Genomic DNA, 21,304 nt, shown 5'->3' with positions numbered 1-21,304 from the left:
TATTAATCTCAATTATATTTTTGATAATATGCATTATATTTACAAAGAAATTTCTAATCTGGATGATTTTAATATATCAAAGATATGCACCCGAAAAAGTCAGAAAGTTATGTTGTTTTGAACCAAGCTGTTCAGAATATATGAAGCTTGCAATAATGAAATATGGAGTTATTCGAGGTGTATATAAGGGGTATAATCGCCTTTTAAGATGCCATTGGCCAAATGGCGGAATAGATTATCCGTGATATAAGGAGAGATACATATGGCGTTTCAGCCTGCAATCTGTAACAATTGTGGTGGTAAGATCCAAGTCGATGATGTAGATTTGAATGGATTTGCTGAATGTGAATGCTGTCACACACAGCATAAAGTTATTGATATAATAACGATTGATGGACTTCCAACAGCCAAGACTTATCTTTTGAATGCTAATCGGGCTATTGAAGATGGCAATCTGGATAAAGCTGTTGATCTGTTCAATAAGATCCTTGAGATAAAACCAAATTGTCATGAAGCGTATTGGGGATTGTATTCATGTCAGTGTGCTTTTGATAGCTACTACGGGTACAGAGATAAATACGGTAACTCTGGCGCATTAACTAAAGCATCAATGATGTCAAACGCTTTAGTTAAGTATGCGTACAGGGCTATAAAATATGCACCTTCTGAGCAAGCAATGAAATATAAGCTTGCAATCAAAGAAACAGAAGATTATATTAACCTTGCTAAAAGTGGTCAGTTGGATCAATCGAGTCATGATCTCAGCGGAAAGAATAAAACAGGCTGCTATATTGCAACCGCAGTATACGGTTCATACACTTGTAACGAAGTTATGGAGTTGAGAAGATTCAGAGATGATGTTTTGTCCAAGCACTTATCAGGAAGAATTTTCATACGTTTTTATTACTCAATCAGTCCTTACATGATAAGATTTATAAAACCGGATTCAATAATCGAAAAAGAAATCAGAAGATTTTTGGATTCATTCAGGAAAAAAATCAGCTACTAAAGAACAATAGCGGTAGGTTATTGATAATAATTTTTAAAATAAGGAGGAATAATTATGCAATATAAAACTGTTGCTGGTCCTATTGGACTTGTTATCAAAAAGAATGATAGTTATACTGATGCTGTAAGACAGTATGCAGCAATTATTGATCAGGAAGCCGTTGGTGGTTGGGAACTTCTTTGTATTCAGGAGATTCCTGTAACCAAGGACAAGGGCTGCTTGGCAGGATGCACCTCTATGCTGGGAATGGGTTCTCAGTACGAACATATCACATTTAATATGCTCGTTTTTTGCAAAAGGAATTAGTAATAATATTGCAAGAGTCTGCTATATAGCTAACCTACCGACTATATAGTAGACTTTTGTATTATTGAACTCATAAGGAGAAAATGATGGGAGAAGATAACAAATACTTTTCAAAACTCAGTTCGGGAGAAGTTGTCGCTCTAAAGGCTGTTGAAATTACTTCTATCCCCCATATGTCAATCATAAATTCCAGGTTGGAAATAACAGAAGCTGAAACATTACAAAAATACAAGTCTGATATAAATGGACTGCTTTCGGAGATATATCAGGTTTATAAAAATATCAGCACATCGTCTGGCGTTTCTAAAGAACTGTCAATTGAGCTGTTGTGGCTGACTAAAGAGGTAGCAAATCAAACTTTCAATGCTCGTATTAGACTTATTGTTATTATACGCTCGATTGACAATGATAATATATCTGCTTTGAAATCAGTCGATAGAGTAAAAAAGCTGATTTGTGACTCTTTAAGGCTGCAAAAATATGAATACGCAGATTATGATAATGATGCTCTTATAAAAGACATTGCCGGTATAAAGGATTCCTCGGTCAAGGCGATAATAAAGGAAGAAAAGGCTGAAAACCTTAACAGTCCACTTATGCCATATTGCTATTCTTATGATGTATTGCCTGAAACCGACAGCGATTTGAGCCGTATCGTTAATACGCTTATCAATTATCCGGGCTGTGCTTTATCAATACAGCTTATGCCAACAGTATATTATCAAAACGAAACTGCCGAAATTGATAATACAACTCAGATGTTGGAAACACTCAGTAAAGGTATTATGGATCAGGGTGTTGGAAATATAGCTTTGCATTAGCTGAAAAGCACGCTGAGATCTACAAATACTATGCCGACAGGAAGAATATGCCGCTATACTCTTTTAATGTCCTGATATTTGGTGATGCTGATTCAGCTTCTAATATCGCAGGCAGAGTATACGGACAAATCGCAACTTCCAAAGACAGACAGGCAAATTTGAAAATAGTTGATATTGATCCCGTTCAGGTCAATAAAAATAATGGATTATATCCTTTGCCTTGGGCTGTTAATGAACTATTGATCAATATCGGTAGAAATGCACAGATTTGGAGTTCAGGCGTTTTTAGGAACAGTCTGTACAGACTTCCTTATGTCCTCACCTCTGACGAAGCAAGCGAATTGTTTCGTTTGCCGATCGGAAGTGACAGAGTATATGCCGGTCTGCCTGTTAATGAATCCGGAAAAGACAGCAAAACATATACAGACAACATAATCAACACTGGGGATATTACTGTAGGCAAGCTGCGGTCATCTGCAAACGGAGATACGATAGGATTTGCTTTAAAAGACCTTGCCAAACATATGCTTGTTGTTGGTACGCCGGGTTCAGGTAAAACAACATTTTCTGTCAGCTTACTTGACAGGCTATGGAAACATCATCATATTCCGTTCCTTGTTATTGAGCCTGCAAAAAACGAGTATCGCTCTCTTGTTCAGAGCATACCAGAATTACAGGTGTTTACTCCGGGAAAAAATTTCATTTCCCCATTTGTATTCAATCCTTTTGTTCCTCCAAAGAATGTACGGCTTGAAACGTATAAGTCCACATTAAAAACCGCATTTGCTGCAGCAGTCTCAATGTCAACTCCCCTTGATAAGATTTTCGAAGAATCTATAAATAATTGCTATTCTGATTTCAGGTGGCTTGATAATTATACTATTGATGACAAGGGTAAAGTATTTAATATCTCCGACTTTATCAAATGCTTTCAGCAGACTTTTGATGAGATTGGATATACCGGAGATGCTAAAAATATTGGCAGAGCCGGAGTTGTAAGATTAAACAGCTTAGTGAACCTGTTTGACAACTATTTCTCTATCCCACTTGAGGATCTGTTGCAGAAACCCACTATTATAGAGCTGGCAGCTATTGAAAACAGTGATCAAAAAGCACTCATAATATCGTTATTATTGCTTTCTATACTTGCATATGTTAATGCGAATTATATTGGAGAAGGCGGACTGAAGAACGTTATTCTACTTGAAGAAGCTCATGTGTTGCTTGATGCTGATACCAATTCAGGACAAGGTGATGCAAATCCAAGTGCAATTGCTCAGGGACTTGTTAAAAGAATGCTTGCTGAAATACGTTCCTATGGTGTTGGTCTGATCATAGCCGACCAATCACCCCGTAAAGTTACTACAGATGTTGTTGCTCTTACAGATATGAAAATGGTATTTAGGCTTGTAGAAGGTGAAGATAAGCAGATAATCGGAGATAGCATGAATATGTCTGACGAACAAATAAAACAATTGGCAAAGCTGAAACCAGGCGAAGCATTTCTGTTTTTTAACAAGCTTGACGAACCGGAAGAAGTAATCACACCTGATTACAGGCTTGAAAATAACATTAGCATCTCTTTGTCTGACGATGGAATAAAGCAGCTCTCAACCTATTGGGAAAATAAACAGGATAAGTTAAGACCATATCCCGAATGTGGTTTGACTCCATACTGCCACAATAATTGTGATTATAACCGTAGAATACTTGCGAGAGAAATTGCAAGACGTATATTCGTAAGAAATTTCAAACCTGACAGCAAGGAGCTTGAAATTGTAAAAAAGGTATTTGGTCAGATCAGCAAGCTTGTTATCGCTGAATTGAACGATGAACCGTTTGACGCTCAGTTATTATCATGCGTAAAAATGCACCTTTGGAGAAGAATCAAATACGGAACTAAAATTCGCTTAAAAGATAAGATAGTAGAAAACTCGTTAAGAAAATAAATGTGAGGTTAAGTTATGGACGACGATGTAGATATGAGTACAGATACCGGCGATAGCGGTTCAAGTGATATATCCGAGGATACCTCTTCAGATTTTGACGATTCTTATGATGATTCTGATATTGATACCGAAGATATAGACGAAGATATGTCTGGTGAAGAACTTGATGATACCGATGCGATATAGATGATTTAGACGAAATCGACGAAGATGTATCTGATGAAGAACTTGATGATACCGATGCCGATACTGATGATTTAGACGAAATCAACGAAGATGTATCTGATGAAGAACTCGATGATACTAATTCCGATACTGATGATTCAGATGAGATCAGCGAAGATATGTCGGACGAAGAACTCAATGAAACTAATTCTGATGATGAAGTCGATACTGCGGAAGATACCTCTGATACCGATAGCGAAGAGTCTGAAATGACAGAGGACACCGCTGATACGTCTGCCGATGATGAAGCCGACACCGCGGAAGATACTGCTGATACCAACGGTGAAGAGCCTGAAATTACAGAGGACACCGCTGATACGTCTGTTGATGATAAAGCTGACACATCAGAAGAAACTGTTGATACCGACAGCGAAGAATCTGAAATAACAGAAGATTCTGAGGATATGCCTATTGATGATGAAGCTGACACATCAGAAGAAACTGTTGATACCGACAGTAAAGAATCTGAAATGACAGAGGACACTGATGATACGTCTGCTGACGATGAATCCGACACTGCGGAAGATACCGCTGATACCGACAGTGAAGAATCTGAAATGACAGAGGATACCGCTGATACGTCTGTCGATGATGAAGCCGACACTGCGGAAGATACTGCTTCTGAGGCAGAAGAAAACAAAAAATATTTTAACACTGAAAAGTCAGATGTTTTGCCTGAACAAACAGATACTGAAAAAAAGACGGCATCAAGTCTTTCGGAGTATATGAATAGTCATAATTATGGCAGAGATGATTTCTCCACTTACTCGCAAGACCCTGAATGGCGTAATCTGATGCGAAAAGAGCATCCCGACTATGAACTGCCCGAATTAACTCAGGAAAGTGCAAGGTCTCAGTTGTCCGATTATATGAATTCTCACAATTATGGACAAGATGACTTTGATACATATTCACAAGATCCGGTATGGCGCGAATTGCAAAGTGCAGCTTATCCTGATTATGAATTACCTGCTTTGCGAAAGGAATTGACCGATACACAATCAAAAGAGTTGATAAACGGAAAAATTCCAAGTGAGCTTTTTGCTTCTGATACTTCAGATTCATCTTCAAATGCTGACACAACTAATAAAAAAACAAGATTAGAAGATTTGACAGAAACAGAATATGAAGAAATCAAAAAAGCTGATCCTAAAACGGCAAGTAAGCTGCTAACTGATTTTAATGAAAGGAATATTAAACCTGATGATTTAAGCGAGCTTCAAGAACAATTGAGTTTGATAGCGGATCAAAAATGGAAGTTGTTGACAATCTACTAACATCAGAATATGCAACTCTCCAGAATAATGATACAAAAGAGCAAGTCACTGTTTATCCAAATCCAATGGGAAGAATGTCTCATATGATGGGGAGACAAGGTCAAAATGATATCGGTATGTATCAAGATTGCGGAATAGCAAGTACTGCAAAAAGCATTAATGATTTGTATGGTCGTGAAGTTACAAGCGAAAATAGATTGGCAAATTATGCATTAGAAACTCAAAACTGTGGATTAGACTATAATAATGATGGTACTGTCGATTATTATAATAGTGGCGGTACTTACGAAACAAATGTCAGAGAATTCTACGAAGCTAATGGATTAGAAGCAGACGAATATATGGGAAATGGCATTCCTGATATTGATTATGTTGGAGAACAGATAAAAAACGGCGGCGTAGCAACAATGGCTGTTAATCATGACCTTATGTGGAATTATGACAAAGCTGTTGATTTTGATCCCAGCACTGTTGATATGGATCGTTATCAGTCCGATTCAAGATACGCCGACAGAGTAAATACCTATATGAGCATTAAAAATGGAAATGGCGTATTTAAAGCCGATCATTTTGTTAATGTTTCAAATGCTGTATACAATAACGACGGACAATTGACACATTTTATCGTTTCAGATACAGGCAATGGAACAACAAAGATGATACCAAAAGAATACCTTTCCCGTGCCTATATGGGGTCAGGTAAAATGCGCATTTCTGCACAAGGGTGCGTTATTGCAAGGAGGAAATAATTATGAATGATATAATAGCCAAAATATATGATTCTCCTGAATACAGATTAAAAGGAATGCAGGTTCAATGTAAAGATTGTTTTATAATCAGAAACAAAGAAACGTGGTACGTCATTTTTGTAATTAAGATAAGTGATTTTGACTATAAAAACATTAAATATCAGTATTCTGTTTACGGAGTTAATACACACAAAGTACTCTATGCCGGTACTGCTGAGTATAAAATGATAGTATCTGCATTTCCGAATCTCAACTCTCTCGACTATAACGGAGGAAGAATGGATTTTTTACAGATGCAAATACAAAAAGATTTGATATCAAATATAGTTAGTTCATTGGATGCAAATGAAACTTTAAATTCTTCTGAAATAACTTCATATTTAGAGTACCTATCAACAATGAATGGTATGGTATCAGATTCTGTGAAAAAACTCTATAATTATTTTAAGGAGGAGATTTAATGGCGCTTTTCAGAAAAAATCCCAATGAGGTTGCATATACAGAGGGCAAAAAGCATTGGGCTGAAGTGATAAAAAACTCAGGTCCGGGCGAACTTCTTATATGGAGACAGCCGGAAGAGGATTTCAATACCAATTCTACGCTTATTGTAATGCCCGGTGAAGAAGCAATCTTTATCAAGGGTGGAACTGTTGAACAAACTTTTGATAACGGAACATACAAGCTCTCAACAGAAAACTATCCTTTTATCAGCCGCCTTCGAAATGCATTTACCGGCGGTGTAAGCACGTTTAACTGTGTTGTTTACTTTGTAAGAAAAGCGCATAGCGTTGAAATCAGATGGGGTACAGATTCCCCAATACAGGTCAGAGATAAAATGCTTGGCATTGCTACAAAGCTGAGAGCAAGAGGCGCATACAAGGTTCAGATCGGTGATCCTGTAAAATTCTTGGAGAAGCTTATTGGCAATAATGTATTCTATCAGACGCAGGAAGAGCTTAACAAGTATTTTATCAATGAATTTCAGAGCAAGATCAAATCTGTAATCGCAAGAGCGATAAATGAATCTGATACTGAAATACTCGGTATTGATTCAAGGCTTGATGAACTATCAGACACAATTGAACCTTTTATGCAGGAAATACTTGATGATTACGGTTTGAAGTGCGTCAAGTTTACCGTTGCCGCTGTTGATATTGATGATGATGAACTTAGAAGAAGATATGACGAGATCGGAATTGATGCAATCGCAAAAGTGAGAAATGCTCAGGCTGATAAAGCTGTTATGGGTATTCTTGGTAATGATTGGGGCAAACAGCAGGCTGCTAATATTCTCGGCAACTTGTCAATGAATCCGGGGGCTGGTGGTGTAGCCGCCGCAGGTGCCGGTATGGGTATGGGAATGGCAGCAGGCGGTGCGTTTGGCAGTATGGCACAGCAAATGTTTGCACCAATGAGCAATTCCGTTTCTGTCCAGCAACCGCAACCATTTCAGCAAGCTCCCTCCGGAAGATTTGGTCAAGCTCCGCAAGGAAATAACACTCAAACACCACCTTCGCCATCGCAGGAAGATCCAATGGAAGTACTCGGCAAGCTAAAAAGAATGCTTGATGCAGGACTGATAGAACAATCGGAATATGATGCAAAAAAATCAGAGATACTAAGTCGAATGTGAGGTGAGACAGATTGAAAAAACGTATTCTTTGGATTCTTTTAGATTTAGTTTTTCTTACCGTCTTTAATACTGTGTTTTTTGTTGCCGGAGGAACTGATCATAATTTATCTGTATGGATTTCTTATGGTTTCATTCATCTTTCATATCTATTACTTATCATTACTCCTTTCTTAATAAGGCAATCAAGCAGTGCCGCTGTTTTTGGATTCTCACTGTATTCTATTTCTTCAGCATATTTTATGGTCGAATTTATAGTAGGTGTGATCTTTTGCCTTATCAATATGGAATCCTATAAACCAGCACTGATAGTGCAAGTAATTATTGCCGGTTTCTATGCAATTATGCTGCTCTCGCATATGATAGCCAATGAAAACACAGCAGATAGCGTAGAAAGGCATGAAATGGAGCTAAGATATGTCAAAGATTGTTCAGCTCGTATTCTTCCTTTAGTCGATATGATATCAGATAAAAAGACAAAGAAAAAGGTTGAAACAGTTTATGATATGATACATGGCAGCCCGGTGAAATCAAATCATTCAGTTCGCCAAATTGAATTAGATGTAATGGATCAGATCGATGCACTTGAAGCTGCTGTTAATAGTGCTGATAATGATAAAATTGCTTCAACTTGTAATAAAATCACAAGATTAGCAGATGAAAGAAATAGACAATTGAAATACAATAACTGATTATATTCTCTATTAATAAGGAGCGTTACCCCATTTTTAGGTAGCGCTTCTTATTGTTTTATTCGTCTGAACACTCGTCAAGTCCGTGAAGTAGCTGAATGTATACGCACTCTGCTCGTTCACTCTCCTCACCCTAGGCTGACATCATCATTTCAAGGAAATATTCTTTTGCCTGTTCATAATCGGTCCAGACCTCACGCTTTCCGTTGCAAATGGTAGTAACCTTGCGTGGATTCGGCATAGCCAATTCGGGTGTCTTTAACATGGTGGAGTACCTCCTGTGATTTAGTGTAGGTACATTATATCCGATGATACAGCAGGAGTCCAGCCCTATACGAAAACTGTAATAATATTTTTGCAGGGCGCAACAGAACCTGTTGATCCGGTAGACCCGGTTGACCCTGATAAGCCGGAGCAGGATCCATATGTATCTATTTTCTGGGGCGCAAAATCATGTGGCTCATGGGGTCAGGCAGTTTCAGTTATGACTTCAAAAAATTATGGCAGTTTTGATGTTTCGTATCTTTCTTCAAATGGCTATTTCTATGTTGAGTATTCTGGTGCAGAGAACGAGCTTGAGCTTATTCTCCAGAGCTGGTCAGGAGGAGCAAACTGGGCAAGAGTTCAGCCTAGCGAAACAGGCAGAGCGAATGATCATTACTATGCTAAGTTCACATATGCAGACTGTGTAAAGGAGCTTGGTGCAGGTTTTGATAAGCTGGATCAGCTTCATGCTGCGGCAAAAAACGGTGATATCACAGTTTATTCTATTTGCTACTGTACACCTGCTAGGTAATTTAAGAAAAAAGCGTTACATTTATCAAGATGCAAAAAGAGCGAATGACGTTACGATCATTCGCTCTTTATATTTTGTTTACTTGTTTTTCTTTTTGCGCTTTTTATCCTCTAAAGGGGTCATGCTCTTTGCACAGATCGCCATTGTTGAAGCGTTGTGCAGAAGCGCTGAGGCTGACGGCTGCAAAAGTCCGAAAGCTCCTGACAGCAGAAGCACTGAATTGAACAGCAGTATAAATCTGTAGTTACTGTTTATTCGTTGCATTAGCTTTTCGCTAAGCTGTCTTATAGCCGCAAGCTGTGTAAGGTCTGCACCACGAACTGTGATATCGGCAGTTTCCTTTGCGATATCGGAAGCATCGCTCATTGCAACAGAAACGTTCGCCGCCGCAAGGGCTGGAGCGTCGTTTATTCCGTCGCCGACCATTATTACTCTGTGTCCATGCTCTTTGAGCTGTTGAACATATCTGTGCTTGTCCTCAGGAAGAACCTGCGCCCTGAAATCTGATATGCCAAGCTTCTGTGCAGTTATCTCGGCAGCCTTTGCGCTGTCGCCTGTGAGCATAATGATATTTGTTATGCCTGCTTCTTTGAGCTGTTTAACAGCTTCCTCAGCTTCAGGTCTGGGCGGGTCGCTTATGCAGAGCGCACCTGTGAGCTTGTTGCCTACAGCAAGATAAACCACTGAGCAAGCTCCCGACTTTTCGTCGATCTCAGCTTGCTGTTCGTCTGTTATCTCTATGCCTTCGTCCTCGCAGACAAAATGCCTGCTTCCTATGATAGCACGTTTGCCGTGAAGCGTTGTTGAAATTCCGTGGGCAACTATATACTGCACCTCGGCGTGTTCCTCGGCATGGTCGATATCTCTATCGGCCGCACCCTTTACTATAGCTCTCGCTACGCTGTGAGGGAAGTGCTCTTCAAGGCAAGCCGCAATTTTCAGCGTTTCCGCCTCGGAGTAATCCCCAAGGGCTATTACCTTTTCAAGCACAGGCTCAGCGTTTGTAAGAGTGCCAGTCTTGTCAAAAACGATAGAATCGGCAAGTGCGTATTCTTCAAGATATTTTCCGCCCTTTATCGTAACGTCATCATCAGCGGCTTCTTTAATAGCGGATATAACGGCTATAGGCGTTGAAAGCTTGATAGCGCAGGAATAGTCCACCATAAGCACGGAAACTGCTTTTGTGACATTTCTAGTAAACAGCAGTGTAAGACCAAAGGCAAGGAAGCTGTACGGCACGATAGAGTCCGCAAGACGCTCCGCTTTGCTCTGCACCCCTGCTTTAAGGTTTTCTGAGTTGTCGATAAGCTCGATTATCTTGCTTATCTTTGTGTCGGAAGAAAGCTTGCGAACTTTTATCACAACTGAGCCTTCCTCGACAACTGTTCCCGCAAATACGCTTGCTCCTGCGCTCTTCATGACCGCAAGAGGCTCGCCTGTCATGGAAGCTTCATTTATGTAAGCTTCGCCCTCGGTTATCTGACCGTCAACAGGAATAACGCTTCCTGTGCGAACTCTTATGCAATCGTCCACCTGAAGCTGTGACATTGGTATAAGAGTATCAGCGTCCTTGCCTGCCAGCCATACCTGATCTGCCTTTATCGCCAAGCTGTCAGTAAGAGCGGCTCTTGTTCTCGCTCTTGTGTAATCCTCCAGCAAGCCTGATACAGAAAGCAGGAACATGACAGTGCCAGCCGTATTGTAATTTTTCTGGATAAGACAAGCGCTTATTGACGATCCGTCAAGCACCTCAACTGTAAGCTTGCCGTCAAACAGTGCGCTTACGCCCTTTGCTATGTATTTAAGTCCGCTGTACACGATAAGTGCTGCGCCTATAGGTGCAGGCAGAACAGCTTTTCTTATATATCTTTGCATCACAAGCTTTGCAAGGTCAGATTTGAATGTTCTGTCTATCTCCTCGATGTCATACTGATTGTCGCTGACAGGTGCTAGGTCGCTTCCTCTGAGCTTTCTTACAAGTTCGACAGCTTCGGCTCTGTGACCCTCTTTATAGCGTATAAGTATTCCGCCGTTCTCATAGTGAGCCTCGCAGGCGATCGCCCACGGGTTTGACATAACAAGCTTATGTATCGACCGTTCAAGTTCTTTTGTGAAAGCGTTGCTACCACAGCGGAAACGTATGCGGCAGGGCTTGTCATAAACGATCTGAGCTCTCATTATTCAGTTACTTCTTCCTTGTCATCTATCCCTGCCTCGACCTTAGCGTCATAGCAGATGTCAGATGCTTCGTCCTTCATGCTTCTCAGTGCTGACTGAGCGTCGCTCTTGAGTTTCATTCCCTTTGCAAGACCTGTAACGGCAAGCTCTCTTGTTTTCTTAGCCTTTACGACCTTCTTGCCTAGAATAACTGCGGCTGCTCCGCCTACTGCACACCAGAATTTCTCGTCTTTAAAACATTTTAACATAATTATTACCTCCTGTTTTCGTCTTTAAAGATTAGTAAGAACTAATTATTTAGGTATATACAGAAACTCTGTCAAAAGACCGGTTTTTTTACAAGTCTTATGACAGATTCTTACCACGTTTTTATTATAATCCCAAGATGTTTATTAGTCAAGTCAAACCGACAAATTTAAAAATCATTTAAAACTATGTATAATTTTTTGCCGCAAGTTAAATTATCATCGTTTTTCTAACTTTTCATTTTCGGGTGAAGCTTTTGGATAATGTTAAAAAGTTAATGGTATCTGATCTGTAAACCGCACGAATGAACGTTACCACTAACAGATAATAATTGACAAAACCCATAAATTCGGACTTTTATTTATATATGTAAGTTATGCACACAACCAAAAAAATTATAACTTTTTGTTAAATCGGTTGAAGCCATAACAGAGTTATGTTAAAATATTATCATAATAATATGGGGAGGTCTGCATTGTGAGTTATATAATCCATTATGATATATGCGCCCTTGTGATATATGCTATCACAGGAGTTGTATTCTATTTCAAAAAGCGTATTCCGTGCAGCAAGAATAAGGTCTTTGGCATTCTCGTGGGCGACTCGGCTTTGTCAACTGTTTTGGATATTTTAAGCGTGTTGTCTACCGGCGAATGGGGTATAGGGCTTAAAACCTTCTTCCATACGGCTTATTATTTTACACATAATCTTATTCCGTTTCTATTTGTGATCTATATACTTTTCCTGACGGACGGCTTTAAAGAGATGTCGGCTCTTTTCAAAAGCTTTTTATATACACCGATGATCGTTGATCTTTTGCTTGTGATCACGACGCCTGCAACACATTTTATCATCTATGTGGATAGTCAAGGTGGTTATCATCGTGGCACTCTTCAGCCATTTACATACATTGTGGCGATCTATTATCTTATATTTGGCATCGTTTACGCAATGGGTAATAGAAGTATGCTCTCAAGACAAGTGGTCACTTCTATAACAGCCTTTATCTCAATGACGGTAGTGGCGGTAATTGTTCAGATGATCAATAAACACCTTCTTGTGGAGTGCTTTGTGGCGTCTGTATGTATGCTTCTAATAATGTTCACTTTGCAAAGTCAGGACGATATGATAGACCAAGGAACAAAAATGCTCAACTGGAGCAGCTTTGTCAATAGGTGTTCCATAAAATATGCCTCAGCTTCTGATTTTACATTATTGCTCATAAGGATACCGGATTTCAAAATGTTTATGAAAACCTTTGGCGGACGTTTTTCCAACTCTCTGTTAAGAAGCTTTTCCGACTATCTTTATAACTTTGTTAATCTGGGCGATGGTTTTTATTTGGAGGACGAATGCTTTGCTCTTATGTTCCCGAAGGATTCTGAAAAGGTGGGGGAAACGTATCGTGCGATAAGGAAAAAGCTGTCTGAAAACTGGAATATAGGTACTGTTGATACTTTGATAACAGCCTGCTTTATGCGTATCGACTGCCCTGAGGACGTTGACAATGCAGATATGCTGGTGGACTTTATCGAGCAGTTCAAGCATCGTGAACCTGAAACTGAAAGACTTCTTCATGCAACTGACATAAACTTTTATGACAGCAAACGTCGAAGCGAGGTAGAGAATGCTATAGACAAGGCTCTGGATAATCGTGGCTTTGAGGTATACTATCAGCCGATATATTCAAGTTCAAGAAACAAGATAGTTTCCTGTGAAGCCCTTGTTAGGCTTAAGGATGAAAAGCTTGGATTTATCTCTCCGCAGGAATTTATTCCTATAGCTGAGGAAAACGGCAAGATACTCAAAATAGGCAAATATGTTTTCGAGGAAGCCTGCCGCTTTATAAAGAAAGGCATGGGAACTTCACTTGGTATCGAATATGTGCAGGTAAACCTGTCGGTAGTCCAGTGTATGCAGTCGGACCTTGTAGAGCAGCTTCTCAGCGTTATGGACAGATACAAGGTAGACCCGTCATCTATTTGTCTTGAAGTAACGGAAACTGCGGCGGTGTATACTCCGCACATTATGGAGAAAAACATCAAGACCCTTTCCGACTATGGTGTGAAGTTTGCTCTTGACGATTATGGTACGGGATATTCAAATATGACATATCTTCTCAGCCTGCCTTTCAGGTTCATCAAGCTTGAAAAGGAAATAGTCTGGGAATGTTTCAAGAGCGAAAAGGCGCATATCGCCATTGAAAGTACAGTGGCGATGATAAAGAAGCTCAATATGCAGATAGTTGCCGAGGGTATCGAGGACAAGCACCAGCTCGACACGCTTCTTGGCATGGGCTGTGATTTCATTCAGGGATACTACTTCTCAAAGCCTGTTCCTGAAAAAGATTTTATTGAGGTGCTTAAAAAGAATAATACTCAGGCTGTGACGGTTTAAGCAGTCTGATGAAAAAAGCCCTGACTTCGGTCGGGGCTTTTTTTTACATAGTTTTCACTTTGCATTAAGGTCTGTTTAAGTAAGGAACGCTATAATATAGTCATAACAAAACCGAGACGGGAGGCGTTCTTGTGAACGTAAGTAATATGGCTATTTTTATTATTGCGGCTGTGCTGCTTTCTTTGCTGCTTGTTTTATCTGCTGCATTTTGTGTTGAAGAACGCTGGGGCTTTCTTTCACGAAAACATGATAAGTGGATAGACGAACATTACAGATAATAGGCAGACAGATAAGTATGAGTTGTCCGTCATACAAATACAAGCGTATTTCACAAACATACACCGAAAAAACTATAAAAATTAGTCCATTTATACATTGACTTAATCACGCAAATTCGGTATACTATTTATTGTAACGTCAGCGTGGGAAAAGTACGCAGACAGGAATAATTCTATAGTTTATAAGGGGTTTGTGAAATGACAAAGGTTGTAAAATTCGGTGGAAGCTCTCTTGCAAGTGCTGAGCAGTTCAAAAAGGTAAAGGAGATAATCACAGCGGAAAGCTCAAGAAGATTTGTTGTGCCGTCTGCTCCTGGTAAAAGATTTTCAAACGATACAAAGGTAACTGATATGCTTTACGGCTGCTATGATCTTGCTGCAAAGGGCAAGGATTTCAGCAGCGAGTTCGACGCTATCAAGGAAAGATATTACGGCATAATCAATGATCTGGGTCTTGACCTTTCTCTTGAAAAGGAGTTTGAAACTATCAAGGCTTGCTTTATCGGCAAGGCGGGACGTGACTATGCGGCTTCCCGTGGCGAGTATCTTAACGGTATCGTTCTTGCTAAATATCTTGGATATAACTTTATTGACGCTGCCGATGTTATCTATTTTAACGATCAGGGTCAGTTCGATTCTGCAAGAACAAATGAGGTGCTTCCTCAAAGACTTGCTACACTTGACAATGCGGTAATACCTGGTTTCTACGGCTCAATGCCTAACGATACTATCAAGACATTTTCAAGAGGCGGTTCTGACGTAACAGGCTCTATCGTTGCCGCAGCAGTAAACGCTGATCTTTATGAGAACTGGACAGACGTATCAGGATTTCTGGTATGCGACCCTCGAATTATCGACAACCCACAGCCTATCACTACCATAACATATAAGGAACTGAGAGAGCTTTCTTACATGGGTGCAGGCGTACTTCATGAGGACGCTATTTTCCCTGTAAGAAAAGCAGGTATCCCAATAAATATCAAGAACACAAACAAGCCTGAGGATATGGGTACAATGATCGTTGAGTCCACATCTCAGAAGCCTGCATTCACTATCACAGGTATAGCAGGAAAGAAGGGCTTTACTGTAGTTAATATCGAAAAGGATATGATGAACGCAGAGCTTGGTTTCGGCAGAAGAGTTCTTGAAGTATTCGAGAAGAATGGTATCTGCTTTGAGCATATGCCTTCAGGTATCGACACAATGTCTGTCGTTGTTCATCAGGCAGAGTTTGCTCCAAAGGAGCAGGAGATAATGTCAGGTCTGCACAGAAACTGTCACCCTGATACAATTGATATTGAAACAGACCTTGCGCTTATTGCAGTTGTGGGACGTGCAATGAAGTCAAACAGAGGTACAGCAGGCAGAATATTCTCAGCCCTTGCACACGCTCATGTAAACGTAAAGATGATAGATCAGGGCTCTAGCGAGCTTAACATCATCATCGGTGTAAACGAGGCTGATTTTGAATCTGCAATGAAGGCTATCTATACAATTTTTGTTGATACACAGCTTTAATACAATATAAAAAATATGGCGGACGGCTTAGCTCGGTACTAATATAGAAGCTTTTCAACAACTATTATGAAAGACCTATACAGCAGGCTATAACTAAGAAATAAGAAAGACAGATACTTCATTTGACTGAGGTATCTGTCTTTTTGCGTTATATATCAAAACTTATTTGAAAATGCTATCCGGTTTATTTTCCAATGTCCCATTCTTAGCCAACGGCAAAGCCTCGCACTGACGCAGATGATGTTTTTTTGATCAGCTCACCCCTGGATCTCACTTATCACACCCTTATCCATTTCATGCACAGTATCACACAGCACAGAAATATCCTCCGCTGAGTGAGAGCAAATAAGGATAGTCTTGCCCTGTTCTTTGTAGCTGAGCAGATATTCACGCATTTCTTTTACGCCGTCCTTGTCAAGACCATTGAAAGGCTCGTCAAGAATGAGTATCTTCGGATTTTCCATAATGGCTTGTGCAAGTCCCAAACGCTGCCGCATACCAAGGCTGTATTTACGAACGTGACGCTTTAGGTCAGGATCAAGTCCCACCTGTTTCATACTGCTTTTTATCTCCTCTTTGCCGATCTTGTTGTTGAGCCCTGCAAGCAGCTTGAGATTTTTGTAGCCTGAATAGTATGGGATAAACCCAGGTGTTTCAATAATGATACCCATATCTTTCGGGAAGTCAACGTCCTTTCCGACCTTCTTGCCGTCAACTGTTATCTCGCCTGATGTTGGCTTGATAAAACCACATATGCACTTCATCAGCATCGTTTTGCCGCTGCCGTTTCTGCCGATAAGTCCGTGTATCCTGCCCTCCTCAAAGGACACATTTATGTGCTTTAGTATCTCCGTTTTGCCAAGAGTAAGACACACGTTGCTAACTCCTATGATATCCATTATCATTCCTCCCCAGCCGTCAGAAAATTAGTTTTCCGTAGCAAAACTAATGACAGCAAGATCAAAGATACTATGATTGAAAAGAAATATATGTAGGAATAAGATATTTCATATATCTGCTGCCTGAAGAACTTTGTAAAATGCGTTTTCACTATGGCATTACAACACGGAAAAGCCCAGCGTATCGGCGTTTCAAGGTATATTGCCGCACCGCCTGCCAGAAGTAAAAAGACATTTATGCCTACACCCAGAAGCTTTTGCCTAAGCTCTGCAAAAACGAGCATAATAAGACCGCACACCAACAACAGCAGAAATATCAGCACCGCAGAATTGCCTGCCGACCGCAGCGGTACATATTGGTAGTAAAGATTTTCAGGAATAAGATTTGCAGCAAAGCTATCGGCGTTCTCGGGAAAGAGCCTGCTGTAATCTGTGACTGTTGCCGACCATTGTTCGCTCCATTGCAAATGACCTGCCGCCGCAAGAAACGTGCTGAGTATAACTCCAAGCATAAATGTAAGTGAAGACATAACAAGAAAAAGCATTTGCCCAAGCAGCCAATTAACACGCCATGTGCGCTGCACGCAAAACAGCATATTTCCATCGTTTTTAGGAAAATCTCCTATAAGCGTAATAAAAACTATGGGCATTATCATCAGCAGTACGTCTGAATTGGTTATTGCAATAAACGGCTCAAACAGACCAAGTTTAACGCCTGTTTGTTTTGATATCTCAACTAACGGCTTTACGGCAAATTGATCTATGAATATCAATGCACATAGAAATATCAACATTCTTGAACTGCATATCCATTTGATATATTCACTTTGTGCCGTCCCCCATACCGCCCTTATTCTTGTTTTACTCACAACAGTCATACCTCCTTTGCAAGAAGCTGACGCCAATTATCGCCGCAAGTATCATCAATACGGCTGCGGCTAAGATCACATACACAGTCATGCCGTTTTCTATGGCTCGGAATATCCCGTTGAATGAAAATAAGCTGACGATCTTTCCGACATTGGCGGAAAACCCTTTTGAAAGTCTGTTTATAAGAGTATTGTAAAAATAAAAGAACATAAACGGTATGCAAGTCATCATATATTTGTTTCTGCTGAAAACAGAGATGATATATGCAGGCAATGCACTTAACGCTCCTATTATAAAAGCACCTGCCATTCGGCTCAAATAAAAGCAGCCTATACTCATTGAATGAAGCACTGCCGCAGCTGAATGACTGTTCGTATCCATAACAGACGGAAACATAATTACTGTAAATATCACAAAAAGCCCGTATCCCAGACAAAGTACCGCCGCTGAAGTAAGCACCGCCGACACAAGTCTTGATGCAGCAAAAGCAATTTTTCCGCTGCGTTGCATTTCAAACCGCTTTAACGAGCTGTTCTCTGCTGAAACACTTTTAACAAACGGCAGAACGCATACAACAGGCGAAAACATTATCAGCCAGCTGCTCATAGCTGCACGAATGATATTTTCACGAACGACAGAATTTCCTTCAACAGCCTCTGTGGGGTCACGCAAAAGCAGTATGGTCAATACTGAATAGCCTTTTCCGCCGTCTGCATCGGTGTAAACATTTGTTATACAGCACAAGCCAAATATCATAATGGCACATATTACAGGCACAGGGCTGATGAGCATTTTATAAAGCTGTGTTTTCAGACACTTATTGAAATTCATGTTCTATCCTCAGTTTTCCGAAACATCTGCATTGTTGAACAGTACCAAAGCTTCTCCATTCAGAGCATTGACAAATACCATTCGTTCATTGTCTGTGGTGGTGTCGAGCCATATAAACCAGCCAAGCTCTGTTTTATATTTTGTATCACCTTGAAAATAGAACTGTCCGTCGCTATCCTTGTTCCATGGTTCACCGTTTGCTTTAACAACATTCTGCATATATCCGAGGTCTATTTTATTGACTGTATATTTATGATTTGCCGCAAGTGTATTTTCACATATATCTAAAGCACTTTCTAAGGTAACGCATTTATCGACACTTTCCGCAGAGCCGTCAAGCTCGCAAAAGCCATGATCTCCCAAGAACTCTCCTACGGTGTTTGGAGCGGTCATATACAGCTTTGCTCCAAAATACGGATATTCATCAAAATCCCCGTCGCTATAAAAGAAATCGTTCAGGGCGATTCCATCGACGGTTCTTTGAATATGAAAAAGCAGAGCATTTTCCTGATCGTATTTCAATACATCAACGTAAGCTATTTTCATATTTCCAAATCCGCTGTCGGTCAAAGCCTGCAAAAAGCCGTCTACATACTCAACGCCCTGACTGAGTTTATACGTCTGTCCGCCAAGAACATACTCTTCGTCTTCATAGGGTCTGTCTACAAAAACTGTTTTTATCGTTTCACAGTCATAGGCAGATTCTTTAGAAAGAAATCCGATGCCTCCATTTGATGCAACATTTAAATAGTACGTTGTGTCATCATAAACGTTGCCGGCAGGAAAAGAACTGTCAAAGCCCTGATAATACTCTTTCTTATAGTCCTTGTCGGAAATAAACAGCGGCCTTATTTTACCGAAACACTGCTCACGATCGTTCACCTGCTTTAGGTCAGCGAGTTCAGCCTTTTCCGGCAGATCATTTGCCAAGGCTTGAAGTGTTTCAGTCGGTACAGAAATATTTTCATACTCTGTATCAGTTGACAAAATATCTTTTTTTACATCAGAAAAGCTCTCAAGCTTTATGCTGATATCTTTTGTATCACTGGTTTTACCGCCTGCTGCACAGGCTGTAAACGTACATATCATCACAAGAAGTACAAATATCTTAAATATTTCTTTCATCGTTGCTCCTTTTATAAAAATGGCTGCCGACAAGCAGCAGCCATAGCACATTATTTAGGCGTTCTTGTGTATCCTGAAGCTTTTATATCATCCTCATCATAATTATTGAGTGTGATTTTATTCTTCACTTCTGCTGTTGGTTTATATGACGATGTCATCGTTATAAAATACTCATAATTGTCTCTTTTATCTATCGTTACTTTATTGCTGCCATTTGGTGAACTAAACGTAACATTAGAATAGAGCACCTCATCTTGCCCAGTCCAACTTGTTATAATAACATTCTTTGTTGTACCGTTGTTGATCTTAACTTTATTGCCAGCTTTAAGAGTCTTGGTTATAGATTTAGTGCTTTGTGTGTATTTTGCACTTATTGTCCACGTCGCACTTGAATATGTATCTCCGGAATTATATGCACTAGCCCCAATAGCCATAGAACTCATCATCATAACAGCAGCACCCATAGCTGCGATCCTTTTTACGATCTTTTTCATATTAAACGTCCTTTCTTATTATAACATCCAAATATTTGAATGTCAATGTTTTGTTTTTTGATTTTGGATTATATAAATTTTATTACTGCATTGGAATCACCTGTCCTTTCTGTACACAGCCTATTATTTTAGCAGGACGCTGTTTTGCTGTAAATAGTTATGGTCTCATAATCAGAACCATTATAGACCTTTGCGATTGTTTTAAGACGGTATGTACCGCTGCTTAACGATGATTTAGACGTGGTATATATCGCTGTATATGTGTTGAACGTTTTTGTCCAGCTTGTAACATTGCTCCACCATTTTCCACTCTTTTTCTCTAGTGTATGTGTAACAACCACTTTAGTTGTCTTATCTGAAAAACCCATTATCGTACTTTTGCACGAAGCAGTCTTATTTGAAATAGTCATACTGTTATAAACTTTGGAAGTATACTTATAGTATTCTGTGAATTCACCTTCGATAGGAGTACTTAACTGAGGCTCAGCACAAACAGATATGCCACCGCCACACACCATAATGGAAGAAACAAGTAACGCTAATAACTTTTTCATCTTTTATTATCCTTTCAAAAAAAATAGAGTAGAAAGATCAAATCGACCTCTCTACCCTATATAACAATAAAAAATCAAATTAGTAAGACTATTTTTGTAACTTTGTAGACTTGCATAAATCTATAACAGTTTCTTTGTCAAGATTGCCGGAAATTGACAATATATACCTACCGTTATCCCAAATGCACGTCACATCAGTATCAGATTCAAAGAGCAAATATTCCTGACCATCGATCTCAATCTTCGTAAAATCCGTTCGCTCATTATCCATATATTAATCCTGTATAATAAAACTTGACACATACAAAACAATCAAAGTATAATAAAAACAAAGGAGTGTGTCATCAATGGGAACAGGAAAACAATATGATGAAGAGTTTAAAAAGCAGGCAATAAAGCTCGCAAAGGAGATTGGCACCAAGGCAGCAGCAGATGAGCTGTGCATCCCCAAAGGGACGCT

At 39.8% G+C, this 21,304-nt stretch carries 24 protein-coding genes and 1 pseudogene; 15 read left to right on the top strand and 10 right to left on the bottom strand.

Translation table 11 applies throughout. From position 1 onward, the window contains the following. The 11 genes from yidD to DW793_RS10990 form a co-directional block, all read left to right on the top strand. Positions 1-245 (top strand): membrane protein insertion efficiency factor YidD (yidD, locus tag DW793_RS11035; protein ID WP_252969853.1); only part of this gene is annotated, 245 nt, incomplete at its 5' end. Positions 246-262: 17 nt separating this feature from the next. Next, on the top strand, positions 263-1,009 hold the full coding sequence (locus DW793_RS11030) for a CFI-box-CTERM domain-containing protein (protein ID WP_118158146.1): 747 nt from the start codon (positions 263-265) through the stop codon (positions 1,007-1,009). A 54-nt stretch (positions 1,010-1,063) separates the two neighbouring features. Next, positions 1,064-1,315, top strand: a complete 252-nt coding sequence (locus DW793_RS11025) for a hypothetical protein (RefSeq protein ID WP_118158145.1) — start codon at positions 1,064-1,066, stop codon at positions 1,313-1,315. Between the two features lie 86 nt (positions 1,316-1,401). After that, on the top strand, positions 1,402-2,136 hold the full coding sequence (locus DW793_RS11020; protein ID WP_118158144.1) for a hypothetical protein: 735 nt from the start codon (positions 1,402-1,404) through the stop codon (positions 2,134-2,136). A gap of 47 nt (positions 2,137-2,183) precedes the next feature. Beyond that, positions 2,184-4,085, top strand: a complete 1,902-nt coding sequence (locus DW793_RS11015) for an ATP-binding protein (RefSeq protein WP_118158143.1) — start codon at positions 2,184-2,186, stop codon at positions 4,083-4,085. 15 nt (positions 4,086-4,100) lie between these two features. Continuing rightward, positions 4,101-4,271, top strand: a complete 171-nt coding sequence (locus tag DW793_RS14705) for a hypothetical protein (protein WP_181988350.1) — start codon at positions 4,101-4,103, stop codon at positions 4,269-4,271. Positions 4,272-4,429: 158 nt separating this feature from the next. Beyond that, entirely contained in the window at positions 4,430-5,587 is a 1,158-nt protein-coding gene (locus DW793_RS11010; RefSeq protein ID WP_118158142.1) for a hypothetical protein, read from the top strand. After that, positions 5,563-6,336, top strand: coding sequence for a hypothetical protein (locus DW793_RS11005; protein WP_118158141.1), 774 nt, complete (start codon positions 5,563-5,565; stop codon positions 6,334-6,336). Before DW793_RS11010 ends, DW793_RS11005 begins: the two co-directional genes overlap by 25 nt. 2 nt (positions 6,337-6,338) lie before the next feature. After that, positions 6,339-6,797, top strand: coding sequence for a hypothetical protein (locus DW793_RS11000; RefSeq protein WP_118158140.1), 459 nt, complete (start codon positions 6,339-6,341; stop codon positions 6,795-6,797). Beyond that, positions 6,797-7,969, top strand: coding sequence for an SPFH domain-containing protein (locus tag DW793_RS10995; RefSeq protein WP_118158139.1), 1,173 nt, complete (start codon positions 6,797-6,799; stop codon positions 7,967-7,969). The genes DW793_RS11000 and DW793_RS10995 overlap by 1 nt, the downstream gene beginning before the upstream one ends. 11 nt (positions 7,970-7,980) lie before the next feature. Further along, positions 7,981-8,658, top strand: coding sequence for a hypothetical protein (locus tag DW793_RS10990; protein WP_118158138.1), 678 nt, complete (start codon positions 7,981-7,983; stop codon positions 8,656-8,658). A gap of 58 nt (positions 8,659-8,716) precedes the next feature. Here the strand turns inward: DW793_RS10990 and DW793_RS10985 are convergent. Then, positions 8,717-8,923, bottom strand: a pseudogene (locus tag DW793_RS10985) (hypothetical protein). Between the two features lie 90 nt (positions 8,924-9,013). On the opposite strand from DW793_RS10985, the gene DW793_RS10980 reads away from it, so the two are divergent. Next, positions 9,014-9,454: a hypothetical protein gene (locus DW793_RS10980; RefSeq protein WP_118158137.1), complete on the top strand. Its 441-nt coding sequence runs from the start codon at positions 9,014-9,016 to the stop codon at positions 9,452-9,454. Positions 9,455-9,532: 78 nt separating this feature from the next. Here the strand turns inward: DW793_RS10980 and DW793_RS10975 are convergent, their stop codons facing one another. After that, positions 9,533-11,632, bottom strand: coding sequence for a heavy metal translocating P-type ATPase (locus DW793_RS10975; protein ID WP_118158136.1), 2,100 nt, complete (start codon positions 11,630-11,632; stop codon positions 9,533-9,535). Next, positions 11,632-11,880, bottom strand: a complete 249-nt coding sequence (locus DW793_RS10970; protein ID WP_118158135.1) for a DUF1490 domain-containing protein — start codon at positions 11,878-11,880, stop codon at positions 11,632-11,634. Before DW793_RS10970 ends, DW793_RS10975 begins: the two co-directional genes overlap by 1 nt. A 475-nt stretch (positions 11,881-12,355) precedes the next feature. Here DW793_RS10970 and DW793_RS10965 point away from each other — a divergent pair, with 475 nt between their 5' ends. The 3 genes from DW793_RS10965 to DW793_RS10960 all read left to right on the top strand — a co-directional run bounded on the left by DW793_RS10965 (position 12,356) and on the right by DW793_RS10960 (position 16,071). Continuing rightward, entirely contained in the window at positions 12,356-14,275 is a 1,920-nt protein-coding gene (locus tag DW793_RS10965; RefSeq protein ID WP_118158133.1) for an EAL domain-containing protein, read from the top strand. Positions 14,276-14,406: 131 nt separating this feature from the next. Beyond that, on the top strand, positions 14,407-14,553 hold the full coding sequence (locus DW793_RS14700) for a hypothetical protein (protein WP_181988349.1): 147 nt from the start codon (positions 14,407-14,409) through the stop codon (positions 14,551-14,553). Between the two features lie 198 nt (positions 14,554-14,751). Beyond that, complete coding sequence (locus tag DW793_RS10960; RefSeq protein WP_117904640.1) at positions 14,752-16,071, top strand: aspartate kinase; 1,320 nt, start codon at positions 14,752-14,754, stop codon at positions 16,069-16,071. 257 nt (positions 16,072-16,328) lie between these two features. Here DW793_RS10960 and DW793_RS10955 read toward each other — a convergent pair whose 3' ends face one another. The 7 genes from DW793_RS10955 to DW793_RS15975 all read right to left on the bottom strand — a co-directional run bounded on the left by DW793_RS10955 (position 16,329) and on the right by DW793_RS15975 (position 21,115). Then, the gene (locus DW793_RS10955; protein WP_118158131.1) at positions 16,329-16,970 is read right to left on the bottom strand and encodes an ABC transporter ATP-binding protein; all 642 of its coding nucleotides are present in this window, start codon (positions 16,968-16,970) and stop codon (positions 16,329-16,331) included. A gap of 2 nt (positions 16,971-16,972) precedes the next feature. Then, on the bottom strand, positions 16,973-17,839 hold the full coding sequence (locus DW793_RS10950; protein ID WP_118158129.1) for a hypothetical protein: 867 nt from the start codon (positions 17,837-17,839) through the stop codon (positions 16,973-16,975). Further along, a complete protein-coding gene (locus tag DW793_RS10945; protein WP_117864490.1) occupies positions 17,832-18,671 on the bottom strand; it encodes a hypothetical protein in 840 nt (279 codons plus the stop codon). The genes DW793_RS10950 and DW793_RS10945 overlap by 8 nt, the downstream gene beginning before the upstream one ends. Positions 18,672-18,680: 9 nt before the next feature. Further along, positions 18,681-19,796 (bottom strand): hypothetical protein, encoded by a 1,116-nt coding sequence (locus DW793_RS10940; protein ID WP_118162524.1) that lies wholly within the window; start codon positions 19,794-19,796, stop codon positions 18,681-18,683. 50 nt (positions 19,797-19,846) lie between these two features. Then, a complete protein-coding gene (locus DW793_RS10935; protein WP_117878587.1) occupies positions 19,847-20,290 on the bottom strand; it encodes a hypothetical protein in 444 nt (147 codons plus the stop codon). 128 nt (positions 20,291-20,418) lie between these two features. Beyond that, complete coding sequence (locus DW793_RS10930) at positions 20,419-20,844, bottom strand: hypothetical protein (protein WP_118158127.1); 426 nt, start codon at positions 20,842-20,844, stop codon at positions 20,419-20,421. Positions 20,845-20,932: 88 nt separating this feature from the next. After that, positions 20,933-21,115, bottom strand: a complete 183-nt coding sequence (locus DW793_RS15975; RefSeq protein ID WP_181988348.1) for a DUF4367 domain-containing protein — start codon at positions 21,113-21,115, stop codon at positions 20,933-20,935. Positions 21,116-21,304 lie beyond the last annotated feature (189 nt).

This window comes from Ruminococcus sp. AM31-15AC, assembly GCF_003462045.1.
Taxonomy (GTDB): Bacteria; Bacillota; Clostridia; order Oscillospirales; family Ruminococcaceae; genus Hominimerdicola; species Hominimerdicola aceti.
The sequence above is the reverse complement of the archived record's forward strand: the minus strand, read 5'-3'. Positions and strand labels throughout refer to the sequence as shown.

Bases quoted from the DNA above. Each gene is read 5' to 3' on its own strand.
- DW793_RS11030 (WP_118158146.1), top strand. From the start codon at position 263: ATGGCGTTTCAGCCTGCAATCTGTAACAATTGTGGTGGTAAGATCCAA.
- DW793_RS11025 (WP_118158145.1), top strand. From the start codon at position 1,064: ATGCAATATAAAACTGTTGCTGGTCCTATTGGACTTGTTATCAAAAAG.
- DW793_RS11020 (WP_118158144.1), top strand. From the start codon at position 1,402: ATGGGAGAAGATAACAAATACTTTTCAAAACTCAGTTCGGGAGAAGTT.
- DW793_RS11015 (WP_118158143.1), top strand. From the start codon at position 2,184: ATGCCGCTATACTCTTTTAATGTCCTGATATTTGGTGATGCTGATTCA.
- DW793_RS14705 (WP_181988350.1), top strand. From the start codon at position 4,101: ATGGACGACGATGTAGATATGAGTACAGATACCGGCGATAGCGGTTCA.
- DW793_RS11010 (WP_118158142.1), top strand. From the start codon at position 4,430: ATGTCGGACGAAGAACTCAATGAAACTAATTCTGATGATGAAGTCGAT.
- DW793_RS11005 (WP_118158141.1), top strand. From the start codon at position 5,563: ATGGAAGTTGTTGACAATCTACTAACATCAGAATATGCAACTCTCCAG.
- DW793_RS11000 (WP_118158140.1), top strand. From the start codon at position 6,339: ATGAATGATATAATAGCCAAAATATATGATTCTCCTGAATACAGATTA.
- DW793_RS10995 (WP_118158139.1), top strand. From the start codon at position 6,797: ATGGCGCTTTTCAGAAAAAATCCCAATGAGGTTGCATATACAGAGGGC.
- DW793_RS10975 (WP_118158136.1), bottom strand. From the start codon at position 11,632: ATGAGAGCTCAGATCGTTTATGACAAGCCCTGCCGCATACGTTTCCGC.
- DW793_RS10970 (WP_118158135.1), bottom strand. From the start codon at position 11,880: ATGTTAAAATGTTTTAAAGACGAGAAATTCTGGTGTGCAGTAGGCGGA.
- DW793_RS10960 (WP_117904640.1), top strand. From the start codon at position 14,752: ATGACAAAGGTTGTAAAATTCGGTGGAAGCTCTCTTGCAAGTGCTGAG.
- DW793_RS10955 (WP_118158131.1), bottom strand. From the start codon at position 16,970: ATGGATATCATAGGAGTTAGCAACGTGTGTCTTACTCTTGGCAAAACG.
- DW793_RS10945 (WP_117864490.1), bottom strand. From the start codon at position 18,671: ATGAATTTCAATAAGTGTCTGAAAACACAGCTTTATAAAATGCTCATC.
- DW793_RS10940 (WP_118162524.1), bottom strand. From the start codon at position 19,796: ATGAAAGAAATATTTAAGATATTTGTACTTCTTGTGATGATATGTACG.
- DW793_RS10935 (WP_117878587.1), bottom strand. From the start codon at position 20,290: ATGAAAAAGATCGTAAAAAGGATCGCAGCTATGGGTGCTGCTGTTATG.
- DW793_RS10930 (WP_118158127.1), bottom strand. From the start codon at position 20,844: ATGAAAAAGTTATTAGCGTTACTTGTTTCTTCCATTATGGTGTGTGGC.
- DW793_RS15975 (WP_181988348.1), bottom strand. From the start codon at position 21,115: ATGGATAATGAGCGAACGGATTTTACGAAGATTGAGATCGATGGTCAG.